The following is a 20,677-nucleotide window of genomic DNA, read 5'->3' as shown; positions in this document are numbered from 1 at the left end:
GTCAGCTGTCTTGCGCTCTCGAGGAGGCGCAGATGCCACACAGGCCGTGCAACTCCACGGTGGTGTGGCTTAGCGAAAAGCCGTTACCGCTCGTCCAGCGTCCCAGGCAATGTGCCAGTTCGTCGTCGGAGAATTCGTCGACGTGGCCGCAGTTATCGCAGATGGCAAACGCTCTCGCCGCGTGGTGGCAGCCATCCGAATGGCGACACGAAACATAGGCGTTCATGGACTCGAGCCGGTGAACGATGCCCTGTTCGAGCAAACGATCCAGCGCGCGGTATACCTGGGTAGGCGCATTGAACCCTTGCTCACGCAGGCGAGCTAGCAGCGTATAAGCGCTCAGCGGGCTTTGGGCGCGCCTCAACGCGGTGTATACGGCTTTTTGGTTGGCGGTCAAAGGCATGGTCGAATCGCTCGGTTAATTCCGCTCATTCAACGGCTAACTCGGTAATCTTTTTCAGCACGTAATCCCAGTTGCGTTCTCAAGGACATACATAGCGGCGCATGCAATACTAAATAAAACGTTATAACATAACAAATAAATAACGCATAGTGGCGTAGGCCTGCTTATTCGAGCCGCACCATTGATAACGTGAGCACCTCACTGCCAAGCGAGTAAACGGTTAGCGTTGAATGAAATGGAAAATAGCACCTGCTTAATTAGATAAACGAGAACTATTCTTTCCTCATGACGTCGCAACGTTAAATATCCATTAGTTGGCGGGAGACGCCTGTGCTGATCAAGAAAAAGAGAGTGCGTTCGCATACCGAAGACCGCTATTTGGCCCTCGTGCTGGCAACGGCAGCTGGAGTACTCAATGCCATGGCCCTGGGCGCCTTCGGTTTTCTTCCCTCACACATGAGCGGCAACGCATCGCAGATATCGAGCGAAGTGGTTAGCGCCGACACCTACGGCTTGCTCTTTCTCGCAGCACTAATTCTCGCCTTTGTGGCGGGCGGTATGTTGGCGCGTATCACCGTTCTCATGGGGCAGAGACTACGCACCATTTTTTGCCTGATTTTGCTGATGGAAGGCGCAGCCTTGAGCGCCATTTCGCTCTTCGAAATCCTGTTTTTCTCGCCGCGCTTCGATTCGGAAGTCTTGCTGTCACTGGGCTTTTTGATGGGCGTGCACAATTCCACCTCGACCCAGCTCTCCAACGGTCGGGTAAGAACGACCCACGTGACCGGTACCCTGACCGATGCAGGAATAGCCCTGGGCTCGGTGATCTCGTGTCTTTTCTCGCGTGAAAAAGCGCTAGACCGGCGCGCGTTTCAAAAGCAATTGCACACCCACCTGACGACGATTTTCTCCTTTCTCACTGGCTGTGTCGCCGGGCTTTTGCTCTTCGACGCTTTCGGTTTCAAGGCGATGCTTGCCCTAGGCGCTTTTCTCATGGTCGTCGCCGCCAGCGCCATCGTGCTCACGGTACGCACTGCAAGCAAGCTGATGGTGGCGCGTAAAGCGTGACTTTCTTCTATACAGAAGAGGCGATCTTCTATACAGAAGCTACGATGCCAAGGAGGCGCCAATGAACAAGCTCGCCCCAGAAACGCTGACACTACCCGCCGATCACCAGTACGGCTTTCCCAACGCATTACTGCCGGTGCTGGTGTATCGTGGTGCGGTGAAGATCAAAGACCCCGAAACGGGGGCTCAAAGCTTCGAGGCGCTCTTCGCGCGAAACGGCTGGCTGCCTGCCTGGCGCTACCACCTTTATGATTTCCATCATTTTCACACCACCGCTCACGAGGCACTGGGAGTGTTTCGCGGCCACGCCAAGGCGCGGCTGGGTGGTCCTAGCGGTATCGATATCGTGCTCGAAAAAGGGGACGTGCTGGTGCTGCCTGCCGGGGTCGGTCACAAGAGCCTGGAAGCAAGCGATGACTTTTGCATGGTCGGCGCCTACCCCGAAGGGCAAACGCCCGACCTCAAACGCGGCGACCCCGCCACGCTGGATGACGCCCTCGTCCAAACGGCAGCCGTACCGCTCCCTGAGCATGCCCCGCTAGGCGGGGCGCTTGCGTTTTTGTGGGGTGGCGAGCCGTGAACTGATGCGCCCTGCGCTTTTTTTGATTTTCCTCCCTGCCTCCTTCACGATATTGGCCTTGTAAAGGCCGCCGTCAGCGGCCTCGATGATCGTAAGGAGCCCTCTTGAGCAAACCCAACCGCCCGCTGACCGGTTTGGAAACGTATTACGCCCGCACGGTTTACGTGCGCTTGATATTACTCAAGTGGGTGCTGCTGGTGTTGGGCATTCTACTTACCCTACTCGGCATCGGATTGCCCGTTGCGTTCGTGGTGGACGATATGCGCATATCGCCTCTCATGATGATGTTTCTGTTCGCACTGGCATTGGTCATTTTTGCCTTGGGGCTTTTCATCACCGCCCATGGGCTATGGCGACAAATGACGCTGAGCCCCACCACGACGCAGCTACGCGGCACTCTGATCGAAAAGCGACGCACGGCCGTTAGCCCCAATACCGGCAGTCGTTCTACCCACTACGAGTATTACATCGATGCCATTCGGATTTGCTGGCCTCCCAACTCGGAAGGGATTTATCGCCCGCTGGTGGGCCAGTATGTGGCGCTAAGCGTGGCGATGATCGACATCTCCAGCCTCCAGAAGCTGAAAACGCTACTAGCGCGTTTGAATAAGCGTTTGCTTGGCCAGGATATCGACGGGGTGGGGATCGTGCTCAATCACCAAGGCACCATCAATATCCACGGGGTACTGGCAAAGTATGGACGCCACTATTTGCTCATCCACCAGCTTCAGTGGGCGCTCTCTTTCTGCCTTTTCGCGGCGCTCACCCTGTATATCGCGATGCAGCCATTCATGGTGACCTTCATCGCGCGAACGAACGTTTTGTTGGTGCTGCTGGCTATGGTCCTCTATTTGCTAGGTGTCTGCACGGCGGGCTATTTCATCTTCAAGGGCTACCAAAAAATACGCAAGTGGCTCGACCCCCGTTATGACGACACCCCGCACGAGGAGCGGTTGCGGGGATGAACATAGCCGTTACCCACTACTACTCACTACGCGCTTAAGCGGTCACGCAAAGATAAGAAAGAATCACCTCGACCGCATGAGCGCGGCGTGCGGCGAGCCAGCCCGGTGCCGCCAGGTCCTGCTCGAAGATGATGGAGAGAGTATCGCGCTGATTGATATGGATGATCGACAGCGACAGAATTGAGATATAAAGCTGAGTGGGGTCAACAGCAGGACGAAATACCCCAGCCGCTTCGCCTCGCGACAGCGTATCGCGAATCATCCCCACCAGTGGCGTCGTTTGCTGCACAACTTTGCTAGATTTGCGCAGCATGCGCCCTCCAAGCAGGTTTTCGTTACGCACGAGACTTGTGAACTCAGGATGTTCGGCCATGTGGTCGAAGGTGAATTCGACCAAAGCACGCATGCCCGCCTCGGGCTCGAGGCCGCCTAGATTAAGCGCGCGCTCCTTGGCGCGCAGCTCCGCGTAAACGTGCTCCAGTACGGCCAGATAAAGCCCTTCCTTGTCGCCAAAATAGTGGTACGCCATACGCACGTTGCACTCAGCCACACCCACGATGCGCTGCATGCGCGCGCCGTCGTAGCCACGCTCACAAAATTCTTGCATCGCTGCCTTTAGCAGGCGTTCACGCGTTTCCTGAGCGTCTCGACGCTTGGGGCTTTGGATACGCGGGTGCCGCTGCGAAGCACCAGGTTCGTGAAGGCTCATATCAACGTCCTGTATTTCATCTCAACGTCCTGTCGCTCTTTACCGTTTCGGCTTGTCAAAGCCCTAACGCAATGCCATCGCTGCGCGGGTCATGGGCGGCGTATGCGCCATTCTCAGGAGTAATGACTACCGCACCAGGTTGTCCAGCCAAGGCACTTTGCACAGGTAGCGGACTCACTTGGTGGCCACGCTTAGCCAGTTCGGCAAACACGGCCTCACCGGCATCCTGCTCTAGCTTTAAGGTATCGCGACCATCAGAGAAAGTGCGCCCAAGCAGAAAACGCGGAGCACTCAGAGCGCTGAGCGGATCCATGCCATAGTCTATCAAACGGGTCAGCACTGCGGCTAAGGTCTGCGGCTGCCCGTCGGCACCTTGAGTGCCATAAAGCAGGCGCGGCTTGCCATCCACACGGTACATGCCTGGGTTAAGGGTGTGAAACGGCCGCTTACTCGGCGCCAGCACGTTCGGATGCGCCGGATCGAGGCTGAACGCCGCGCCACGGTTATGCCAAAGAATGCCGGTATCGCCAATCTCAACGCCGCTTCCCCAGTCGTAGTAGATCGTCTGCAACATCGAAACGGCATTGCCAAAACGGTCAGACGCGGCGAGATAAACTGTATCGCCGTGCTGATAGTCCAGGGGCCACGCCAACGCTCGACGCATATCGATCTGTTTGGCTTGAGCGTCGAGGTGCTCTGCCGACAATAGGCGATCCCAAGGCACCGAGGCAAACTCAGGATCCGCCAGGTGAGCATTACGGTCCAGAAAGGCGCGCTTCACTGCCTCGACCAACAGGTGGTAATAGTCGGCACTGCCCTCTTCGATGCGCGAAAGGTCGAAACGCGCCAGAATGCCCATGATCTCGAGCGTCGTCATTCCCTGCGTCGGCGGGCGATGGGCCAACAGTTCCCCCCCACGATAGGCCACCGATAGCGGCGCTTCGATACGGGCACGAGTCGCGGCTAGATCCGCCGCCGTCAGCGGCGACCCAGCATCGGCGAGTCCAGCGGCGATCCTCGACGCCAACTCTCCTTCATAAAAATCTCGATAGCCGTTCGCAGCCAGCGACTCGAGCGAAGCGGCCAGTTGTGGTTGATGAAGCCTATCGCCCACTTGTGGCAGCTTATTGCCGGGCATGAACAGCTTGCGCACGCAGGGCATGGCAGCCATCTCATCGCGCCTAAAATCGAGCCAGAATCGCTGCGAGGGCGAAAGCGCGAAGCCCTCGCTGGCAAATTCGATAGCGGGCGCCAGCAAGGCTTGCCAGCTCATTTGGCCGCCACAATGCTGGCGGGAAATCTCGTGGGCCTGCCCCCAGGTATCCACCGTCGCTGCCGTGGTTAGCAACGAACCCGGCCCTCGCGTGGGCAGCGGGCCTGAGAGTTCGAGCCTTGCCTGCGGTGCCTGACCAATGCCGGAGAGCGTACGAACGCCGCCCGCAGCATCGGCAATGATCATGAAAGCATCCCCGCCAAGCCCGTTAAAGTGCGGATAAGTGACGGCCAGGCACGCGCTCATGGTAATCGCCGCTTCGACTGCATTACCTCCCTGACGCAGCACCTCGCGTCCCGCTTCGGTGGCCAGAGTATGCGGGCTGGTCACGACCCCTTCGAAGGAGTGCGCCAGCGCCGATGAATCGTGATCCGTCGAAATGACCAAAATATATGTCCTTATGTTGGCGCTCTAGCCGCCGTATACCACGCTGGGCAACCACATGCTGATGGCGGGAATGTACGTCAGTAGTACCAAGGCAAACAGCGCAATCCCGATGAACGGCATTGCCCCACGCACCGCTTGCACGTAATCGACGCCCTTGAGCGTGCCCGCGACGAACAGGTTGAGGCCGAACGGCGGGGTAAACATACCAATCGCCCCGTTGACGGTCAGTACCGCGCCTAGATGCACGGGGTCGATCCCCACGCGCAGGCCCACCGCGTAAAACAGCGGTCCTAGAATCACCATGATCGATGAAGCATCGAGGAACATACCGGCGATCAGCACCGATACATTGATCAGTAGAAAAATGTGATAAGGGTTGTCGGAAAGCGACAGAATGGCATTGGCCAGCATCACCGCCAGACCGTTACTGGTCAAAAACCAGGCCAATACCGATGCTGCCGCCAGGATGATCATGACCTGAGCAGTGGTGGTTGCCGCCTCTACCATGCTGTAAAACAGATCTTTGAGGCTTTTTTCGCGGTAGATCAGCGCCGAAACCAGCAGCGCATAAATCACCGAGACAGCCGCCGCTTCGGTGGGGGTAAAGATACCCAAGTAGATACCGCCGAGCACCACCACCGGCACCCCAAGCCCCCAAGAAGCCTCTTTCAGCCCGGTCAGCACCTCGCGCCAGCTAGGCGGCGTCATGGGGGTTACACCATCTTTCTTCGCCCGATACCAGCAGTAGGGTAAGAAACAAGCGCCGTACAAAAGCCCCGCGCCCACGCCCGCCATGAACAAGGCTCCTACCGAGACGCCGGTAACGGCCGCATAGACTATCATCACCACCGAAGGCGGAATGATGATGCCCAACGAACCAGACGAGACCAATACGCCAATGGAAAATGGACCGGAATAGCCCTCCTTGCGCATGGCGGGATACAGCAGTGACCCCACCGCTACCACGGTAGCTGGACTTGAGCCCGAGATAGCGCCAAAAAACATGCTCGATGACACCGCCGTCATACCCATGCCACCGGTAAAGCGCCCCACCAGGAGGTTGGCAAAGCGAATGATACGCTGCGACAGCCCTCCTGCGCTCATCAGGCTACCGGTGAGAATGAAGAAAGGAATGGCCATCAAAGGAAACTTATCTAGCCCTGCAAATAGCCGCTCAATGACGATGGCCAGCGGGATATGGCTGAAACTCCCCATCGCCACCGCAACGGAACCGGCCAAGGCAATGAAGATGGGCACGCCCACCAGCATCGAGGCCGCCAAGAGAACGAGAAAGGTGATGACCATGACGTTATCCGATCTGATCGAGATGAACGGGACCCTGCTCACGATCGAACAGCGTACGGAAAAAATGCTGGGTAAAACGGATTCCCATCAATAGTCCCCCGACGGGAATCGCCAGTTGGATGGCCCACATGGGCGCCTGCAGTGCCGAACTTACCTGACCAAAGCGGTGGGTCTGCTCAGTAAGCTGAACGCCGTACACCACCAAAAAAACACAGAATGCGATCGAGATCGCATGCACCAATAGCGTGACCGCTTTTGCCATCGGCGGCGGGCTAAAACGACGCAGAATATCCACACCGATGTGAATCCCCTGACGCGCCGCAACGCTAGCCCCCAACAGCACCATCCAGACAATCTCGTAGCGCACTAGCTCTTCGGCCCAGGAAAAACCATCGTTGAACACGTAGCGCGCAATGACATTGGCGAACAGAATGATCGAGGCCGACAAAATTAGCAGGCCAATCAAGATTTCCTCTGCGCGTGAGATCACGGCATCGAGTTTGCGCATCACAGACTCCACTAGCGATGAGAGAGAGGAGGAAGAAAAACCACAACGTGAGTAGAGCTAGCGCGAAAAAGGGCCAGCAGAGTGTCGCCAGCCCCTCGTCTATCGCGTCACTCTGCTTCGGCGATCGCCTGCTGGAACTCCGCTACCAAGTCGGCACCTATGTCGCTTGCAAACGCCTCGTGTACCGGTGCGGTTGCCGCTCTGAAGGCAGCCAACTGGCTATCGTCAAGCGTGCTGATGTTGGTGCCGCTGGCTTCGATGGTGTCGATATAACCGGCTTCTCGACGCGCAGTTTCTTCACGCTGGAACGTAGTGGTTTCTCGCGCCACCTCGGTCAACAACGCTTGGTCCTCAGCGCTTAGCCCTTCGAACCAGCGCTGGCTGAACAGAAAGGCGTAACCCAAGTAAGCATGGTTGCTGATGACCATGTCCGACTGCACCTCGTAGAATCGCATTTGGGCAATCGAAACCAACGGGTTCTCCTGACAGTCGACGATGCGCTGCTGCAGCGCGTTATAGGTTTCGCCGAAGGAAATCGGCACCGGGTTGGCACCCATCGCCCTGAACTGCTCCATGATGATGGGGCTCTGCATTACGCGCACTTTCTGCCCGCTGAAGTCTTCCGGCCCCTCAATGGGATGGTTACAGGTGAACTGCTTGAAGCCACTTTCCCAGAACGTTACGCCGTGCAGACCGACCTGCTCTACCGTGGCGAGAAGATCATCGCCTGCCTGACCATCCAGCACGGTGTGGGCGATCTCCGGGGTCGGAAATAGGAACGGAAGGTCGACGATCTGCATGGCGGGTACGAAGCCCGATAGCTTGGCCGTGGGAATGATCGCCGCCTCTACGGCGCCCATCTGCATTTGCTGGGTAACTTCGACATCGTCACCCAGCGTATTGTTAGGAAATATTTCGACAGTGATCTCGCCACTGCTGCGCTCGGCTATCGTGTCCCGGAAGCGCTCGGCGGCTAAGTGCTGAGCGCTATCTTCCGGTAAGTCATGGTGAAATTTAATATGGACATTGGCACTTGCTACGCCAGAGAGCATCATTGCCCCCATGGCGACGCTACCTACGAGAGCTTTCAATTTCATAGCCTTAATGTGCTTTTTCATGAGGTGACCCCTGCCTTTACATCTTGTCATTGAACGTTCGTTACACAGCGAGATAAGTAATCGTTTACTTAATAATTCACTATGCAGATATCGTGCCAATATAAATTCTTGTTAGGTGGCTGATTTCATTGAGAAAGGAGATAAAAAACCGCACCACCACTGTGCATAGAGCACTAACATGGTGCGGGCACCGTTTGAAATTCAGTTAGGGGAAGCCATATCGAATAATGTTGCCAATCCCCAAGCTACTAGTGAGCGCGATAGTGGCGAACGTGATCGATCAAGGCGCGAAGCCTAGGCGTAACGGTACGTCGGCTGGGATAGTAGAGATAAAAACCCGCAAAAGGTGGTAACCACTCGTCTAGCATAGTGATCAGTTCACCACGTTCGATATAAGGCTTGAAGGTCTCCTCCATTCCAAACGTAACACCGCCGCCGGCTAGCGCCATACGGGTCATTAACAACATATCGTTGGTCGTAAACTGGGGTTCGACCGCCACGTCGAACGCTTTGCCATCGCGTTCGAACTCCCATCGATAAGGCGCTGTATCAGGCAATAGACGCCAGCCAATGCAACGATGTTGGGTCAAGTTACGGGGATGATCTGGCTGCCCATGGCGGGCCAGATAACGCGGTGATGCAACGGCGACCTGACGCTGCTCTCCCGTAAGAGGAATGGCGACCATGTCTTGCTCGATCACCTCACCCAGGCGTATCCCGGCATCGAATCCCGCATCAACGATATCGAACTCCTCGTCGCTCACCGTCACATCCAGCACGATATGGGGATAGCGCTCGATAAAGTCGGCAAGCAACGGTCCTGATAAAAACCGCTCTGCAATCGAGGTCGTCGTCACTTTGAGCTTACCCCGAGGTGACCCGGGTTCATCCACCGTCGCCTCAAGCACTGCGGCTATATCCGCCAAGGGGCTTACCACTGCCTGAAGCAGCCGCTCCCCCTCCTCCGTCAGCCTTACACTGCGCGTCGTTCGATTGAAAAGAGGCTTTCCCAGCGTACGCTCGAGACGTCCCACACCCTGGCTCACCGCCGAGCGCGTCACGCCTAATCGATCAGCTGCAATGCGAAAGTTTTGTGCCTCAGCTACAGCAACAAACATCGTCAAAAGATTGAGATCACTGCTCATTGGTAAACCTGGCTAACCTAAGAGTCCAGCATTCAGCATATTCTGTTTACGCATTCGGCGCTCTATCGTGACTGCCTTGGGTACCAACGAGGTTCCCACCCAAGAAACGAGGAGAAAAAGCGCATGAGCATCAACCATAAAGTCGTCTTGATTACGGGCGGAAGTAGCGGCATCGGAGAAGCCATTGCCCGAGAATTGGCTACTGCAGGCGCCAAGGTGCTAGTGGGCGCACGCCGTCTGGATAGGCTGGAACAGATCGTCAAAGAGATCCGCCTTGAGGGCGGAACGGCAGAAGCACACGCCCTAGACGTTACGGATCGAAACGCGATGGCGGCCTTCGCTCAGGATGCACTGGATCGCTGGGGGCGCATCGATGTGTTGGTCAACAATGCAGGCATCATGCCGCTTTCGCCGCTTAGTGCCGACAAGTTGGATGAGTGGGAGCGTATGATCGACGTGAATATCAAGGGCGTTCTATGGGGCATCGGCGCCGTCTTGCCCACCATGGAGCACCAAGCCGAGGGGCAAATCATCAATATTGCATCTGTTGGGGCGCTCAAAGCCGTTCCCACGGCCGCCGTTTACTGCGCAACGAAGTTCGCCGTACGCGCTATATCGGATGGGCTGCGCCAGGAAACGTCCAACATTCGCGTGACCTGCGTAAACCCAGGTGTCGTAGAGAGCGATTTGGCATCGACCATCACGCACGATGAGACGGCGGCCTCCATGGATGAGTACCGCGCCATAGCGCTACAACCCATCGATATTGCCCACGCGGTTAGGCAGCTTATCGAAGCACCCGCTAACGTCGATACCTCGGAGATTACTATTCGCGCTACCGCATCACCCCATTAAGGCCCACTCAATGCACCATAGCAACACGCGCCGATGCCGAAGGCACGCTGTAAAGCCCCGCCTGGGTATCGAACTGGCGTTGGAGCAGGTCGGCATTCGCGACCAGCACGCGATAGTCAGGGTGGGTTCGTGCCGCCGGGTAGATCTCCTCTAGCGTTATGACCGCACGGCCAAGGTGGCGCACGCACTGCACCCGCAGGGCGTGCGGCACGCTCCGTTCATCGGCGAGCTCTACCAGGCGCTCCAACCCCGCGCGCGCGTAGCGGTGCATCATCTGCCTATCACCGATATCACTGAATAAACCCGCGAGATTGAACGCTGCGATAGTGTAGGTCATAGGCGCATATTGGCAGGCAGCAGGGTCAGTATGGGCCTTGTCGAACATGTCGTTGGCCTCTGCCATTGCCTTCTCGTAATAGTGCTGCGCCTCGCGCATGTCACCACGCTCGAACGCCTCGTTACCGGCTTGGGTGAAGCGCGCCCATTGGCTGTCGATACTCTCTTCAACTGGCATGACGTGCATCGTCTGGCTCATCGAAGGCTTCCTCTTTTAGGAACCGTTTTGAGGATGTGGGCAAGGCGTGCGGCAAAGACGTGTTGCTGAGAAAACAAACGCCTTTGTGAGCCACCTAGGCAATGCCACAGCCTGCCCCTTTGATTTAAAACTTAGCATTGGCTAAAATTTTAAGCAAAGGGAAACAAACCTTTTGCAAGCACTGTGACGGCATCGATGAAAACCAACCGAGGAGAGAACCATGGCGTTTACGCTTCCCGAGCTACCCTACCCCCGCGACGCCTTAGCACCGCATATGTCGCGCGAGACACTGGATTACCACTACGGAAAGCACCACAACACCTACGTGACCAAGGCCAACGACGCGATCAAGAACACCGCCGACGCATCGCTTAGTAACGCCGATTTGCCTGAGCTAATCACCCGTGAGCGCGACGGGTTTCTGTTCAATCAGGCCGCGCAAATCTGGAACCACACGTTTTTCTGGCACTGCCTGACGCCCGGAGGTTCTGCTCCCTCTGGCGAGCTGGCCCGTGAATTGGACCGCCACTTTGGCTCGCTGGAGGCATTCAAGCAGCAGTTTTCAGACGCCGCGCAGAAGGTCTTTGGCGCTGGCTGGACGTGGCTAGTGGCAGACGGCGACACGCTCAAGATCGTCAATACCCCAAATGCACAAAATCCACTGCTCGAAGGCCAAACGCCGCTTCTGACCGTCGACATGTGGGAGCACGCCTACTACATCGACCACCGCAACGCGAAACCGGATTTCCTGGAAAGCTTCTGGGCGCTAGCAGATTTCGGCGCCGCTGCGCGGCGGCTGGATGAGTGAGAGTGGTGAGTGGTGAGTGGTGAGTAGTAGGCAAAAATGAGGTGGTGTGAAGCATAGCAAAGCCCCTACCGTCCTTGTACTTAGCTGCCGTGCCCATCTTATAGGTGGGCACGGTGGCGTATCAGAATTTCGCAACACTATGGTTATTTCTATTCCACATGGCCTTTTCCCGCCGCGACAAGGCGCAAGCCCCCAACGAGTAACGACCCCACCATAAAGCCGATAACTGCCGAGCACAGCGTATTGAAGCTCCAGCCGAGCACGCTGCCAAAGGCCCCGGTGGCTTCCGCAATGATGTGCTCAATATGGTGCACCCAGGCGTAAGGCGCGTTGAGCCAGCCCAGCCCCTCCTCTCCCATATTGGCCAGCAGAATGTGCCCGCCCACCCACAGCATCGCCACGGTGCCCACCAACGAAATGACCGCCAGTACGCTAGGCATGGCCGTTACCAAGCCACGGCCCAGCGCTTGCGCCCCCGAACCTTCGCGCTCGGCGAGTTTCAGACCGATATCGTCCATGCGCACCAGCAGCGCCACCGCGCCATACACAAGCACTGTAATGAAGAAGGCCACGACCAATAGGCTTACCAGCTGCGACCAAAACCCTTGATGAGCCACCTCAGAGAGCGCAATCACCATGATTTCAGCCGAAAGAATCAGATCGGTACGAATGGCGCCGCTTACGATCCGCTTTTCGGCCTCTGGGCCCTTAACCACGGCAGGCTTGTCATCGTGCTGGGCGCCGAAAAATTTGTGCCATACCTTCTCCGCCCCTTCGAAGGCGAGATAAGCGCCGCCCAGTATCAAGATAAGGGGCAATAGCGCAGGCAGAAAGTGATTCAATAAAAGCGCCACCGGCAGAATGAACAGCAGCTTGTTACGGATCGACCCCAGCGCGATCTTCTTGACGATTGGCAGCTCACGCTCCGCCGTCACACCTTGCAAATATTGCGGCGTAACGGCCGTGTCATCGACCACCACCCCAGCCGCCTTCGCCGTAGCACGCCCAGCCGCCGCCCCCACATCATCGAGCGAAGCGGCCGCAAGCTTCGCAAGGGCCGCGATGTCATCCAGCAAACCCAACAATCCGCCCATGGGGCTTCCTCCGTGAATAAGCGTTAACGCTCGTACAGCATAGGCAGAATCGACGTTTGGAGACGCGTCTTCGGATCAAGCACAGCGAGCACCCAGTGGAATGCCTAAAATAAACTACCGAACGGTAATTTATTGAAAATTCTAGCGCGTCGAACCACATAAGTTACCGAACGGTAATTAACCAATTGTGTCCTAGCAAAACTCTATCTAAAATTACCTAACGGTAATCATCGATAGGCGTTCCACATGGCAACACATACTCCTGCTTCACCCACGACTATTCGACAAAGTGAAGAGCTTGGTCAACTGGTGCGCCAATACCGCATCGAGCAAGGTTTATTACAGATGGACCTGGCGGGACTCGCGGGTACCGGCAACCGTTTTATCGTCGATTTGGAACGCGGCAAGCCTACCCTTCAGTTGCAAAAAGTGTTGGATGTATTGGATTTAATGGGCCTTGAAGTGGTAGTGAAGCGCAAGGGGAATAGTGGCCATGGCGAGTAACTCCTGTCTGGCGGTATATCAGGCTGAAAAGCTGGTTGGATGGCTGCACGATGCTAACCCACTACGCTTCGAGTACGTTTCAACGTGGCGAGAGCATCCTAATGCAGTCAGCCTCTCACCTTCTTTGCCCCTCTCACAGCTGGTTCACGAAGGCGATAGCGTTTTAGCTTATTTTGAGAACCTACTGCCGGAGGGCAGCCTTCGCAACCACCTCGAACTTCGTCATCACACCACAACCGTTTTCGGACTGCTGAACGCCGTCGGCGGAGATACCGCCAGCGGCTTCACTCTACTTGCTCCCGGCGAACCACCTGTGCTGCCCCACTACCGGCCTACTCAATGGGCAACCGTGGCGGAACATTTACGTCAGCGAAAACCAGGTTCTTTATTCATATCGAATAGCAGCGACGCGCGTATTTCACTCGCGGGTGCTCAAAACAAGCTACTTCTTATGATAAAGCCAGATGGAAGCCCCGCCATACCAGAAGGCTCGGCCCCATCCAGCCATATACTCAAACCGGATATTCAAGGGCTGAAGGGGGTTTGGGCGACCGCCCTGAATGAAACCTTCTGCATGCAGTTAGCCAATGAGCTCGAACTCGACGCGGCCGAAGCGACCTACCAACCCGATACCCGAGCCTGCCTGGTGCGCAGATATGACCGTATTTCCGATGCGCAAGGCAACTTGCAGCGCCTGCACCAGCTGGATTTCTGCCAACTCGCCAGGACCCCGTCATCGATCAAATATGAAAGCGACGGCGGCCCTGGCCTAATCTGCTGCCGTGAGCTTTTGCAACAACAAGGCGCACCGGCCAAGGACCTACAGCGGCTGATCGGTTGGCTTTTTTTCAATCTATTGATTGGCAACAACGACAGCCACGCTAAGAATCTTGCCATTCTTTATACTCCCGATGGTCCACGCTTAGCACCCTTCTACGACTTGATGAGTACGACACTTTATAGCGGCCTTTCAAACCGCTTTGCTTTGCGCATCCACCATGAGGATCGACCAGGCCACATCGAACGGTCGCATTTGGAAGCACTTGCCCGTACGCTGCGCTTTCAACCCCGTTATTTCATGAAGCAGGGGCTAGAGCTGGTGGAACGTATGCCGGATGCTATCGACCGGGTCATCACTACGTTAAGCCCCTTGGCTAACGAAGGGACCGAACAGACATGTCTTGAGCGGTTACAACAGCGCCTTTCGACCAACTGCCGAAAAATGCCGCGACGTTGGCAACGGATAACGACGCACTGATTGAGAAATAACAAGCCGTAATGTCGTAGAGATGCTTGAGCCGATTACCCCGCGTATTCGAATCAAATAATGAGCCGATTAGGACTCATACTCGGCTCAAGCACAGCTAGCGCCCCACGCCTGCTACCCTTTGACATGAATTTCGTTGCACGACACGTTATTATCCCGCTAAAGAATTTTCCTGCCGACCTCACTGCGCACCCTACTGCTCGAACTGGACACGCTATGCACAACCTATGGATTCCCGTTGTCGCCATTGTCGTCGTGGCGGGCCTGATATTCGGCAACCAAGCCTACTCCGAGGCCCAGCGCGATGCCCATATTGCGACGGCGATCTCAGAGCGCGTCGGCAGCCAAACATCCGCCGAGATTTTCCACCTGAGGCAAGTCAACAAGGGCTACGGGGTATGCGGCGACTACGCATTTTCAGATGCAGAGGCTGGCCACTTCTACTACAACAGTGCCACCAAGCGCCTAGCGCTGGGGAGCGATAATGCGCTCTATCGTGATAACTGCGCGGGTCGCTGATCGAGCGGAAACGCACGGTTTGGTGGGGCCTGGATGAAGAGCAGGTTGATCTTGCCCAGCAATAGTGGACACTGGTTTAAGCAATCATTTGGGCTTCAAAGACCTCTGGGCTGATCATCCCGATGGCACTGTGCCGCCGTTGCTTGTTGTAGTCCCGTTCGATGTATTCAAACGCTTAGCGTCTCATCGTATCCCGCGTTTTAAGTTGCTCTCCGTGGATCGCTTCAACTTTGAGACGGTAGAAGAAGCTTTCGGTACAAGCATTATCATAGCAGTTGCCTTTGGCGCTCATACTGCACTTAAGCTCATGCCGGGTAAGCAGCGATTGGTAAAGCGCGGAACAGTACTGACGGCCCCTATCCGAATGGACTATCACGCCTTTGGGCATTTTGCATTTCCATAGCGCCATTTGTAGCGCATCACAGACAAGATCGGCTGTCATACGCCCACTCATCGCCCAACCGATCACTTTTCGGGAATACAGGTCAATGAGCACTGCTAGATAAAGCCAGCCTTCACCCGTCGCTAAATAGGTGATGTCCCCCACCCACTTTTGATTGGGGGCTGTGGCTGTGGCCGTGAAGTTTTGCGCTAGCAGATTTGGCGCTACTGGCAGCGAATGTCGAGAGTCGGTGGTGGCCGGGCTGCTTTAGCGCACAAGCCCTGACGCTGCATGCTGGCAGCCACCGTCTTACGGTTGATCGGCAGCCCATCATCTCGAAGGTCTAGTGCTAATCTCGGGGCGCCTGAGCGCCCCTTACGTTGGTGATAAGCTTTCGCCACGCACTGATCGGTAATGGCTTGCTGGCTGCGTTTTGGGGACGAAGCTCCTTCGCGCTGTCGCCAAGCGTAGTAGCCACTCCGAGCGACTCCAACAACATGGCACATGCGCTGAACACTGAAAACCTGCCGATGACGATGGATAAAGGCGTACTTCACTTCAGGCTCTTCGCAAAGTACACCGCGGCCTTTTTTGTAATGGCCAACTCTTCATTTGCTTCGGCTAATTGGCGCTTCAAGCGGGCGTTTTCTTCTACCAACGACTGCTCTCGTTCAGAGGTATCTTGCTGAAGCTGCGCTTTAGAGCGCCACTGATAAAGCTGGCCCGCATGTATGCCCAGTTCACGAGCCGCTGCTGCCACACCAATGCGATCAGTCAGCGCTAACGCTTCTTGACGGTAGGCATCTGAGTAACGGGTATAAGATTTTTCTTCATTGATGTCGTCGATCTTGCCATGGTTCACCTCATCGTAGCGTATTACATTCTTGAAGTGTCCACTGTTACTGGGCAAGATCAGAGATCGTGCTGACGAGCCACTTCAGCGACGGTGGCCTTGCCTTTGAAGATGTCCATGACGACTGCGGCTTTGCGCTTCGCCGTCCAACGTTTGACGGTAGGTTCATTGCTCATTTTATCCTCCTAATGGCTGCACTATAGTCTGTGCAGCTCGGGAGGGAGTCACTTCACGCCTATGATCTGCTCTTCGGTATAGCGCGTCTTTTTCATAATGAGGTCTCCGTTAACCAAGGTTGGCTGGAAATCTCATCGAGTCCATGGTGTTAATTTCGGGGAAAAGTCACTGGTGACAGGGGCTTTTCAGAGCTTCCTTAATGCAAAATAAAGAAATATTAACCTTGCCTAATATCTTATATCTTACAACGAAAGTATAATCAAACCAGGTCGGAAAAAATTGACATAGCATAACTGTAAAATTAATATCACTTTAATTTAATAATTAACAATAAAGGTATACTACAAATGCTTATAAAAAAAGAAAGTCAATCTCTTTCAAATTACGGGTCACTCATTTGCAGTGATAACTGCTACACGATCAACAGCACTTTATCAATAAGCTATAGCTTAACTATTGAGAAGGAGGTATTTAAACCGGGTAATGATAAACTTGCAAATCTATGTCCTTCAAAGAGGGCATTAATAGTGATTGATAAAAGCGTATGGGATATATATAAAGACGAAATTCTACAGTACTTTGCATCGCATGACATCTTAATTGACTTCGTTATAATGGAATGTGGAGAAAAAAATAAATCACTTGATGCAACATTAGATATATTAAATCGCATGGAAAGTTTTGGGGTGCTACGTCGAAGTGAACCTGTTATTGCAATAGGCGGTGGAGTTTTACTTGATGTTGTGGGGTTTGCATCAAGTATGTATCGAAGAGGAATCCCATACATTAGAGTCCCGACAACTCTTATGGCAATGATTGATGCTACTTTAGGCATTAAGACAGGAATAAACTATCTTGAAAGGAGAAACCGCCTTGGCGCCTACTATGCTCCTCATAGCGCAATAATTGACACTTCATTTCTTAAAACTGTTGACAAAAGAGAAATATCAAATGGAGCAGGTGAAATATTTAAGCTGGCAGTTGTCAAGGATGCTGAGTTGTTTGACTTGCTTGATAAACATGGAAAAAAATTACTGGATAATAAGTTTCAAAAAAACGAAGAAATAGTAAGCAATGTCATCAACCTCTCAATTAAAGGGATGTTAGATGAACTGATATATAATATGTGGGAATTAGAACTGCAAAGACTAGTAGATTTTGGTCATAGCTTTAGCCCTTTAATCGAAATGAAATCTTTACCTATTTTTTTACATGGCGAAGCAGTAGCCCTTGATGTTGTCTTGTCTTGTGCAATATCAAATGTACGAGGATGCCTAAGCGATGAAGATTTATTACGTGTTATAAAAGTGGCAAGTGACCTCTCACTGCCCTGGACACACCCGCTATTTAGAGATGAAGAACTAATTTACGAAGCACTTAGTGACACTGTATTACATCGAAACGGCAGTCAGAACTTACCACTCCCAGTTACTATTGGCAACTCAAAATTTGTAAACAATGTAGATAAAAAACAAATAAAAAAAGCCACTCAAATTCTTGAAAAACTTTCTTCTCACCATATGGAAATATACTAATGCCGATTAACAAGACAGTTCTGGTAACCGGGGGATATACAGGAATCGGCCTTGAGGTATCTTCAAACTTCGCTAAAGCTGGAGCAACTGTAATAATATCTGGTAGAAATGAAGAGGACGGATTGCTCGAGGCGGAAAAATTATTACAGCTAGGTTTCAAATGCAGCTTTTTTAAAACAGATATTCGCAGTGAAGAGCAAGTAAAAGAATTAATTAATAAAATTGAAAAAAATTATGGTAGTTTAGATTATGCTTTTAACAACGCGGGAATTGGCGGTGGTAGTTTAATATGGGAGCAGAATGAAGAAGAGTTTTTAGATATTTTTGACACCAACACTAAAGGGTTATGGTTGTGTTTGAAACATCAACTGAGGTTAATGATTAAAAAAAATATAAAAGGATCGATTGTTAATAACCTTTCAGTGCATGCGCAGAAAATTATTTTTCCTGGTGTAGCCGCCTACGCAGCTAGTAAGCATGCAGGTTTGGCTTTAACGAAAGCGGCGGCTATAGAAGCTGCAGATAAAGGGATTCGGATTAACGCTGTGTCACCCGGCCCAATAGATACAGCTATGTATCGAAATTCTATTAAGAAAATTGGAAACGAAGATACATGGCCGCAGTTGATACCTTCTGGTCGAGTCGGTAGTACGCGCGAAGTCTCTGATGTAGTAATGTGGCTTTGCTCTGATGCAGCGTCATTCGTAAACGGTGAAGTCATTAATATTAGCGGTGGATTTTCCGCAAAATAATAGAGGCAATTTCTGTGTCTTGGATCGCTCTTGGTTTACTAGCCGGAATAGTGCTAGGAATTTATGATGTTTTGACTAAAATGGCCACCTCTAAGGTTGATGTCATATCACTAGTTTTTCTTTCCACATTATTTGGAAGTGCTCTATGGTTACCTTTTTTTATTTCTCCAAATATTCTTTACGCTAGCACAGGGATTCTTCTTGAAACAGGTGGATTTTATTTAAAAGAACAATTTTTAATACTTCCGAAATCAATAATGATGTTATCATCTTGGATTTTTGCGTATTTTTCTGTTAAGAATCTTCCCCTTTCAATATCAGCAGGTGTCAGAGCAACTGGGCCATTATGGACAGCATTTGCAGCTATATTGTTTCTAGGAGAAAACCTTACATTGATCCATTGGCTAGGGTTTTCAGTTGCCTCTTTTGCTTATTACAAGTTCGCAACAATTGGTAAAAACGAAGGCTTTAAGCTGAGTCGCGACAAATGGGCGCTATTCATGTTGCTTGCTACGCTCTTATCATCTACTGCTCAAATATATGATAAATTTTTACTTAGCAATGTTGGTTTGGATTTAATCGGCGTACAAGCTATCTCAGCTATTCAACGTGCTTTTTTAGTTATTTTTCTTATACCATTTTGCATGTCTAGCATTAAGAATAATGGTATTAAAAATTTCAACATTGCTGTTATTTTAGTAGGCATAACTATGGTTGTTGCTGAGTTTGTATATCTTTCATCTGTAAATATTGAGGGAGCAATGATAGCCGTTATTTCTATATTGAGGCGTACAAACTTAGTTGTTGTTTATTTCGTTGGCGCCTTAATATTCAAAGAAAAAAACAGGGGAAGAAAATTCCTATGTATAACGGGCGTTGTTTTTGGAATAATAATAGTTTCATTGCCTACATTAGGGGTTTTTAATGTCACATAAATATCTACAAGCATTTGTAATAGGTGGTGTTACAATCGACCACATATTTTTTAATAATAATGCATCCGCAGAATTTACAGAAGCAATCGAATATGGCAATAAAATTGATTTTGAAAATTCGATAGTTAGCATAGGTGGTGGCGGAGGTAACGTATCAACGTCTTTTTCTCGTCTAGGTGTAGACGTTTCCTTATGCTCGAGAATTGGAAAAGATTTACAGGGGAGTGAAGTTCAAAAAATTCTTAAAAAAGAAAAAATCAATCTTAATAACTTACAAATAGATAATGTAAATGCAACGGGAAATGCATTTATAGCTCAAAGTAATGGCGATCCGTTAATCATGGCTCACAGAGCTGCAAACAATGAAATAAACATTAATCTTATTGATCCATCAAACTTAAACAATGTCAATTTACTATATATATCTTCGTTGTCAGGTGCGGCAATCAATGATTTATCTATATTTATTAAAAATGTTAAAAAAGCTAATCCTGATTTATTCATCGCAATTAATCCAGGTAGCACACAGCTAAAAGAAAATAATTTAGATGCTTTATATAACTGCTTATCAATGACGGATATGATGATCGTAAATAAAAAAGAATCAATTATTTTAAGTGAGAATTTACAGCGAACTAGCTATTACATACGCAACTGCAAGCTAGGTGTATTAGACGAAAAATCGGCAATAGTCAGCCCAATCTTAAATTTAGGTGTCAAATATTTATGTGTGACAAAAGCCAGTGACGGTTCAGTTCTTTACTCTCCTAAAGAAGTTGTCAATTTTAAGGCAATAGAGACAATATATAAAAATGGGCTTGGAGCAGGTGATGCTTTTGGATCAACACTAGCTTACGGCATTGTGCAAGGATATAGTGTTCGTCAATCATTATTACTTGCATCTTTAAATGCTGCATCTGTAGTTTCTAAGTTTGATACTCAGTCTGGTCTGCTATATTTAGATCAGTTATTATCCATGCAGAAGAAATCATAGGCATTA

The 20,677-nt window shown here is 51.9% G+C and carries 22 protein-coding genes and 1 pseudogene; 12 read left to right on the top strand and 11 right to left on the bottom strand.

Going from position 1 to position 20,677, the window contains the following annotated elements:
* Window position 1 precedes the first annotated feature (1 nt).
* Window positions 2-403 carry a Fur family transcriptional regulator gene (locus tag LLY24_RS04145; protein WP_259035017.1) on the bottom strand — a complete coding sequence of 134 codons (402 nt, stop codon included), beginning with the start codon at window positions 401-403 and terminating at the stop codon, window positions 2-4.
* A gap of 330 nt (window positions 404-733) precedes the next feature.
* Between LLY24_RS04145 and LLY24_RS04140 the strand changes: the two genes are divergently transcribed.
* The 3 genes from LLY24_RS04140 to LLY24_RS04130 all read left to right on the top strand — a co-directional run bounded on the left by LLY24_RS04140 (window position 734) and on the right by LLY24_RS04130 (window position 3,016).
* Complete coding sequence (locus LLY24_RS04140) at window positions 734-1,471, top strand: YoaK family protein (RefSeq protein WP_259035016.1); 738 nt, start codon at window positions 734-736, stop codon at window positions 1,469-1,471.
* A 61-nt stretch (window positions 1,472-1,532) separates the two neighbouring features.
* Window positions 1,533-2,051 (top strand): cupin, encoded by a 519-nt coding sequence (locus LLY24_RS04135; protein WP_259035015.1) that lies wholly within the window; start codon window positions 1,533-1,535, stop codon window positions 2,049-2,051.
* A 104-nt stretch (window positions 2,052-2,155) separates the two neighbouring features.
* The gene (locus tag LLY24_RS04130; protein WP_259035014.1) at window positions 2,156-3,016 is read left to right on the top strand and encodes a hypothetical protein; all 861 of its coding nucleotides are present in this window, start codon (window positions 2,156-2,158) and stop codon (window positions 3,014-3,016) included.
* A gap of 34 nt (window positions 3,017-3,050) precedes the next feature.
* Here the strand turns inward: LLY24_RS04130 and LLY24_RS04125 are convergent, their stop codons facing one another.
* From LLY24_RS04125 to LLY24_RS04100, 6 genes are all read right to left on the bottom strand, one after another.
* Entirely contained in the window at window positions 3,051-3,725 is a 675-nt protein-coding gene (locus LLY24_RS04125) for a TetR/AcrR family transcriptional regulator (protein ID WP_259035013.1), read from the bottom strand.
* Between the two features lie 55 nt (window positions 3,726-3,780).
* Complete coding sequence (ggt, locus tag LLY24_RS04120) at window positions 3,781-5,385, bottom strand: gamma-glutamyltransferase (protein ID WP_259035012.1); 1,605 nt, start codon at window positions 5,383-5,385, stop codon at window positions 3,781-3,783.
* Window positions 5,386-5,409: 24 nt separating this feature from the next.
* Window positions 5,410-6,690 carry a TRAP transporter large permease gene (locus tag LLY24_RS04115; protein WP_259035011.1) on the bottom strand — a complete coding sequence of 427 codons (1,281 nt, stop codon included), beginning with the start codon at window positions 6,688-6,690 and terminating at the stop codon, window positions 5,410-5,412.
* Window positions 6,691-6,694: 4 nt separating this feature from the next.
* On the bottom strand, window positions 6,695-7,198 hold the full coding sequence (locus LLY24_RS04110) for a TRAP transporter small permease (protein WP_259035010.1): 504 nt from the start codon (window positions 7,196-7,198) through the stop codon (window positions 6,695-6,697).
* Between the two features lie 107 nt (window positions 7,199-7,305).
* On the bottom strand, window positions 7,306-8,295 hold the full coding sequence (locus LLY24_RS04105) for a TRAP transporter substrate-binding protein (RefSeq protein WP_259035522.1): 990 nt from the start codon (window positions 8,293-8,295) through the stop codon (window positions 7,306-7,308).
* 269 nt (window positions 8,296-8,564) lie between these two features.
* Entirely contained in the window at window positions 8,565-9,461 is an 897-nt protein-coding gene (locus LLY24_RS04100; protein WP_259035009.1) for a LysR family transcriptional regulator, read from the bottom strand.
* Between the two features lie 123 nt (window positions 9,462-9,584).
* Between LLY24_RS04100 and LLY24_RS04095 the strand changes: the two genes are divergently transcribed.
* Window positions 9,585-10,316 (top strand): SDR family oxidoreductase, encoded by a 732-nt coding sequence (locus tag LLY24_RS04095; protein WP_259035008.1) that lies wholly within the window; start codon window positions 9,585-9,587, stop codon window positions 10,314-10,316.
* Between the two features lie 7 nt (window positions 10,317-10,323).
* Here the strand turns inward: LLY24_RS04095 and LLY24_RS04090 are convergent, their stop codons facing one another.
* On the bottom strand, window positions 10,324-10,851 hold the full coding sequence (locus LLY24_RS04090) for a tetratricopeptide repeat protein (protein WP_259035007.1): 528 nt from the start codon (window positions 10,849-10,851) through the stop codon (window positions 10,324-10,326).
* Between the two features lie 220 nt (window positions 10,852-11,071).
* Between LLY24_RS04090 and LLY24_RS04085 the strand changes: the two genes are divergently transcribed.
* Window positions 11,072-11,659 (top strand): superoxide dismutase, encoded by a 588-nt coding sequence (locus LLY24_RS04085; protein ID WP_259035006.1) that lies wholly within the window; start codon window positions 11,072-11,074, stop codon window positions 11,657-11,659.
* Between the two features lie 149 nt (window positions 11,660-11,808).
* On the opposite strand, the gene LLY24_RS04080 is transcribed toward LLY24_RS04085, so the two are convergent.
* Window positions 11,809-12,753 carry a DUF808 domain-containing protein gene (locus LLY24_RS04080; RefSeq protein ID WP_259035005.1) on the bottom strand — a complete coding sequence of 315 codons (945 nt, stop codon included), beginning with the start codon at window positions 12,751-12,753 and terminating at the stop codon, window positions 11,809-11,811.
* 246 nt (window positions 12,754-12,999) lie between these two features.
* On the opposite strand from LLY24_RS04080, the gene LLY24_RS04075 reads away from it, so the two are divergent.
* The 3 genes from LLY24_RS04075 to LLY24_RS04065 all read left to right on the top strand — a co-directional run bounded on the left by LLY24_RS04075 (window position 13,000) and on the right by LLY24_RS04065 (window position 15,043).
* Window positions 13,000-13,257, top strand: coding sequence for a helix-turn-helix transcriptional regulator (locus LLY24_RS04075; RefSeq protein ID WP_259035004.1), 258 nt, complete (start codon window positions 13,000-13,002; stop codon window positions 13,255-13,257).
* A complete protein-coding gene (locus tag LLY24_RS04070; RefSeq protein ID WP_259035003.1) occupies window positions 13,247-14,515 on the top strand; it encodes a type II toxin-antitoxin system HipA family toxin in 1,269 nt (422 codons plus the stop codon). The genes LLY24_RS04075 and LLY24_RS04070 overlap by 11 nt, the downstream gene beginning before the upstream one ends.
* Before the next feature lie 225 nt (window positions 14,516-14,740).
* Complete coding sequence (locus LLY24_RS04065; protein WP_259035002.1) at window positions 14,741-15,043, top strand: hypothetical protein; 303 nt, start codon at window positions 14,741-14,743, stop codon at window positions 15,041-15,043.
* A gap of 76 nt (window positions 15,044-15,119) precedes the next feature.
* Here the strand turns inward: LLY24_RS04065 and LLY24_RS04060 are convergent.
* Window positions 15,120-16,263: pseudogene (locus LLY24_RS04060) on the bottom strand (IS3 family transposase).
* Between the two features lie 74 nt (window positions 16,264-16,337).
* Window positions 16,338-16,454, bottom strand: a complete 117-nt coding sequence (locus tag LLY24_RS04055) for a transposase (RefSeq protein WP_259035001.1) — start codon at window positions 16,452-16,454, stop codon at window positions 16,338-16,340.
* A gap of 348 nt (window positions 16,455-16,802) precedes the next feature.
* Here LLY24_RS04055 and LLY24_RS04050 point away from each other — a divergent pair, with 348 nt between their 5' ends.
* From LLY24_RS04050 to LLY24_RS04035, 4 genes are read left to right on the top strand one after another with little or no spacing between them, the layout of a single operon-like run.
* Window positions 16,803-17,990, top strand: coding sequence for a sedoheptulose 7-phosphate cyclase (locus LLY24_RS04050; protein ID WP_259035000.1), 1,188 nt, complete (start codon window positions 16,803-16,805; stop codon window positions 17,988-17,990).
* On the top strand, window positions 17,990-18,742 hold the full coding sequence (locus LLY24_RS04045; RefSeq protein ID WP_259034999.1) for an SDR family NAD(P)-dependent oxidoreductase: 753 nt from the start codon (window positions 17,990-17,992) through the stop codon (window positions 18,740-18,742). Before LLY24_RS04050 ends, LLY24_RS04045 begins: the two co-directional genes overlap by 1 nt.
* 14 nt (window positions 18,743-18,756) lie before the next feature.
* Window positions 18,757-19,677, top strand: a complete 921-nt coding sequence (locus LLY24_RS04040) for a DMT family transporter (protein ID WP_259034998.1) — start codon at window positions 18,757-18,759, stop codon at window positions 19,675-19,677.
* Window positions 19,667-20,671 carry a carbohydrate kinase family protein gene (locus tag LLY24_RS04035; RefSeq protein WP_259034997.1) on the top strand — a complete coding sequence of 335 codons (1,005 nt, stop codon included), beginning with the start codon at window positions 19,667-19,669 and terminating at the stop codon, window positions 20,669-20,671. The genes LLY24_RS04040 and LLY24_RS04035 overlap by 11 nt, the downstream gene beginning before the upstream one ends.
* Window positions 20,672-20,677 lie beyond the last annotated feature (6 nt).

The sequence above is a fragment of the Halomonas dongshanensis genome, from assembly GCF_024790395.1.
Classification (GTDB): Bacteria; Pseudomonadota; Gammaproteobacteria; order Pseudomonadales; family Halomonadaceae; genus Vreelandella; species Vreelandella dongshanensis.
Note: the sequence above shows the minus strand (reverse complement) of the source record. Positions and strands in the feature narration are given on the sequence as shown.

Excerpts from the sequence above, each read along its gene's own strand:
- LLY24_RS04145 (WP_259035017.1), bottom strand. The coding sequence starts at position 403 with ATGCCTTTGACCGCCAACCAAAAAGCCGTATACACCGCGTTGAGGCGC.
- LLY24_RS04135 (WP_259035015.1), top strand. The coding sequence starts at position 1,533 with ATGAACAAGCTCGCCCCAGAAACGCTGACACTACCCGCCGATCACCAG.
- LLY24_RS04125 (WP_259035013.1), bottom strand. The coding sequence starts at position 3,725 with ATGAGCCTTCACGAACCTGGTGCTTCGCAGCGGCACCCGCGTATCCAA.
- LLY24_RS04115 (WP_259035011.1), bottom strand. The coding sequence starts at position 6,690 with ATGGTCATCACCTTTCTCGTTCTCTTGGCGGCCTCGATGCTGGTGGGC.
- LLY24_RS04110 (WP_259035010.1), bottom strand. The coding sequence starts at position 7,198 with ATGCGCAAACTCGATGCCGTGATCTCACGCGCAGAGGAAATCTTGATT.
- LLY24_RS04105 (WP_259035522.1), bottom strand. The coding sequence starts at position 8,295 with ATGAAATTGAAAGCTCTCGTAGGTAGCGTCGCCATGGGGGCAATGATG.
- LLY24_RS04100 (WP_259035009.1), bottom strand. The coding sequence starts at position 9,461 with ATGAGCAGTGATCTCAATCTTTTGACGATGTTTGTTGCTGTAGCTGAG.
- LLY24_RS04095 (WP_259035008.1), top strand. The coding sequence starts at position 9,585 with ATGAGCATCAACCATAAAGTCGTCTTGATTACGGGCGGAAGTAGCGGC.
- LLY24_RS04090 (WP_259035007.1), bottom strand. The coding sequence starts at position 10,851 with ATGAGCCAGACGATGCACGTCATGCCAGTTGAAGAGAGTATCGACAGC.
- LLY24_RS04085 (WP_259035006.1), top strand. The coding sequence starts at position 11,072 with ATGGCGTTTACGCTTCCCGAGCTACCCTACCCCCGCGACGCCTTAGCA.
- LLY24_RS04080 (WP_259035005.1), bottom strand. The coding sequence starts at position 12,753 with ATGGGCGGATTGTTGGGTTTGCTGGATGACATCGCGGCCCTTGCGAAG.
- LLY24_RS04075 (WP_259035004.1), top strand. The coding sequence starts at position 13,000 with ATGGCAACACATACTCCTGCTTCACCCACGACTATTCGACAAAGTGAA.
- LLY24_RS04070 (WP_259035003.1), top strand. The coding sequence starts at position 13,247 with ATGGCGAGTAACTCCTGTCTGGCGGTATATCAGGCTGAAAAGCTGGTT.
- LLY24_RS04065 (WP_259035002.1), top strand. The coding sequence starts at position 14,741 with ATGCACAACCTATGGATTCCCGTTGTCGCCATTGTCGTCGTGGCGGGC.
- LLY24_RS04055 (WP_259035001.1), bottom strand. The coding sequence starts at position 16,454 with ATGAGCAATGAACCTACCGTCAAACGTTGGACGGCGAAGCGCAAAGCC.
- LLY24_RS04050 (WP_259035000.1), top strand. The coding sequence starts at position 16,803 with ATGCTTATAAAAAAAGAAAGTCAATCTCTTTCAAATTACGGGTCACTC.
- LLY24_RS04045 (WP_259034999.1), top strand. The coding sequence starts at position 17,990 with ATGCCGATTAACAAGACAGTTCTGGTAACCGGGGGATATACAGGAATC.
- LLY24_RS04035 (WP_259034997.1), top strand. The coding sequence starts at position 19,667 with ATGTCACATAAATATCTACAAGCATTTGTAATAGGTGGTGTTACAATC.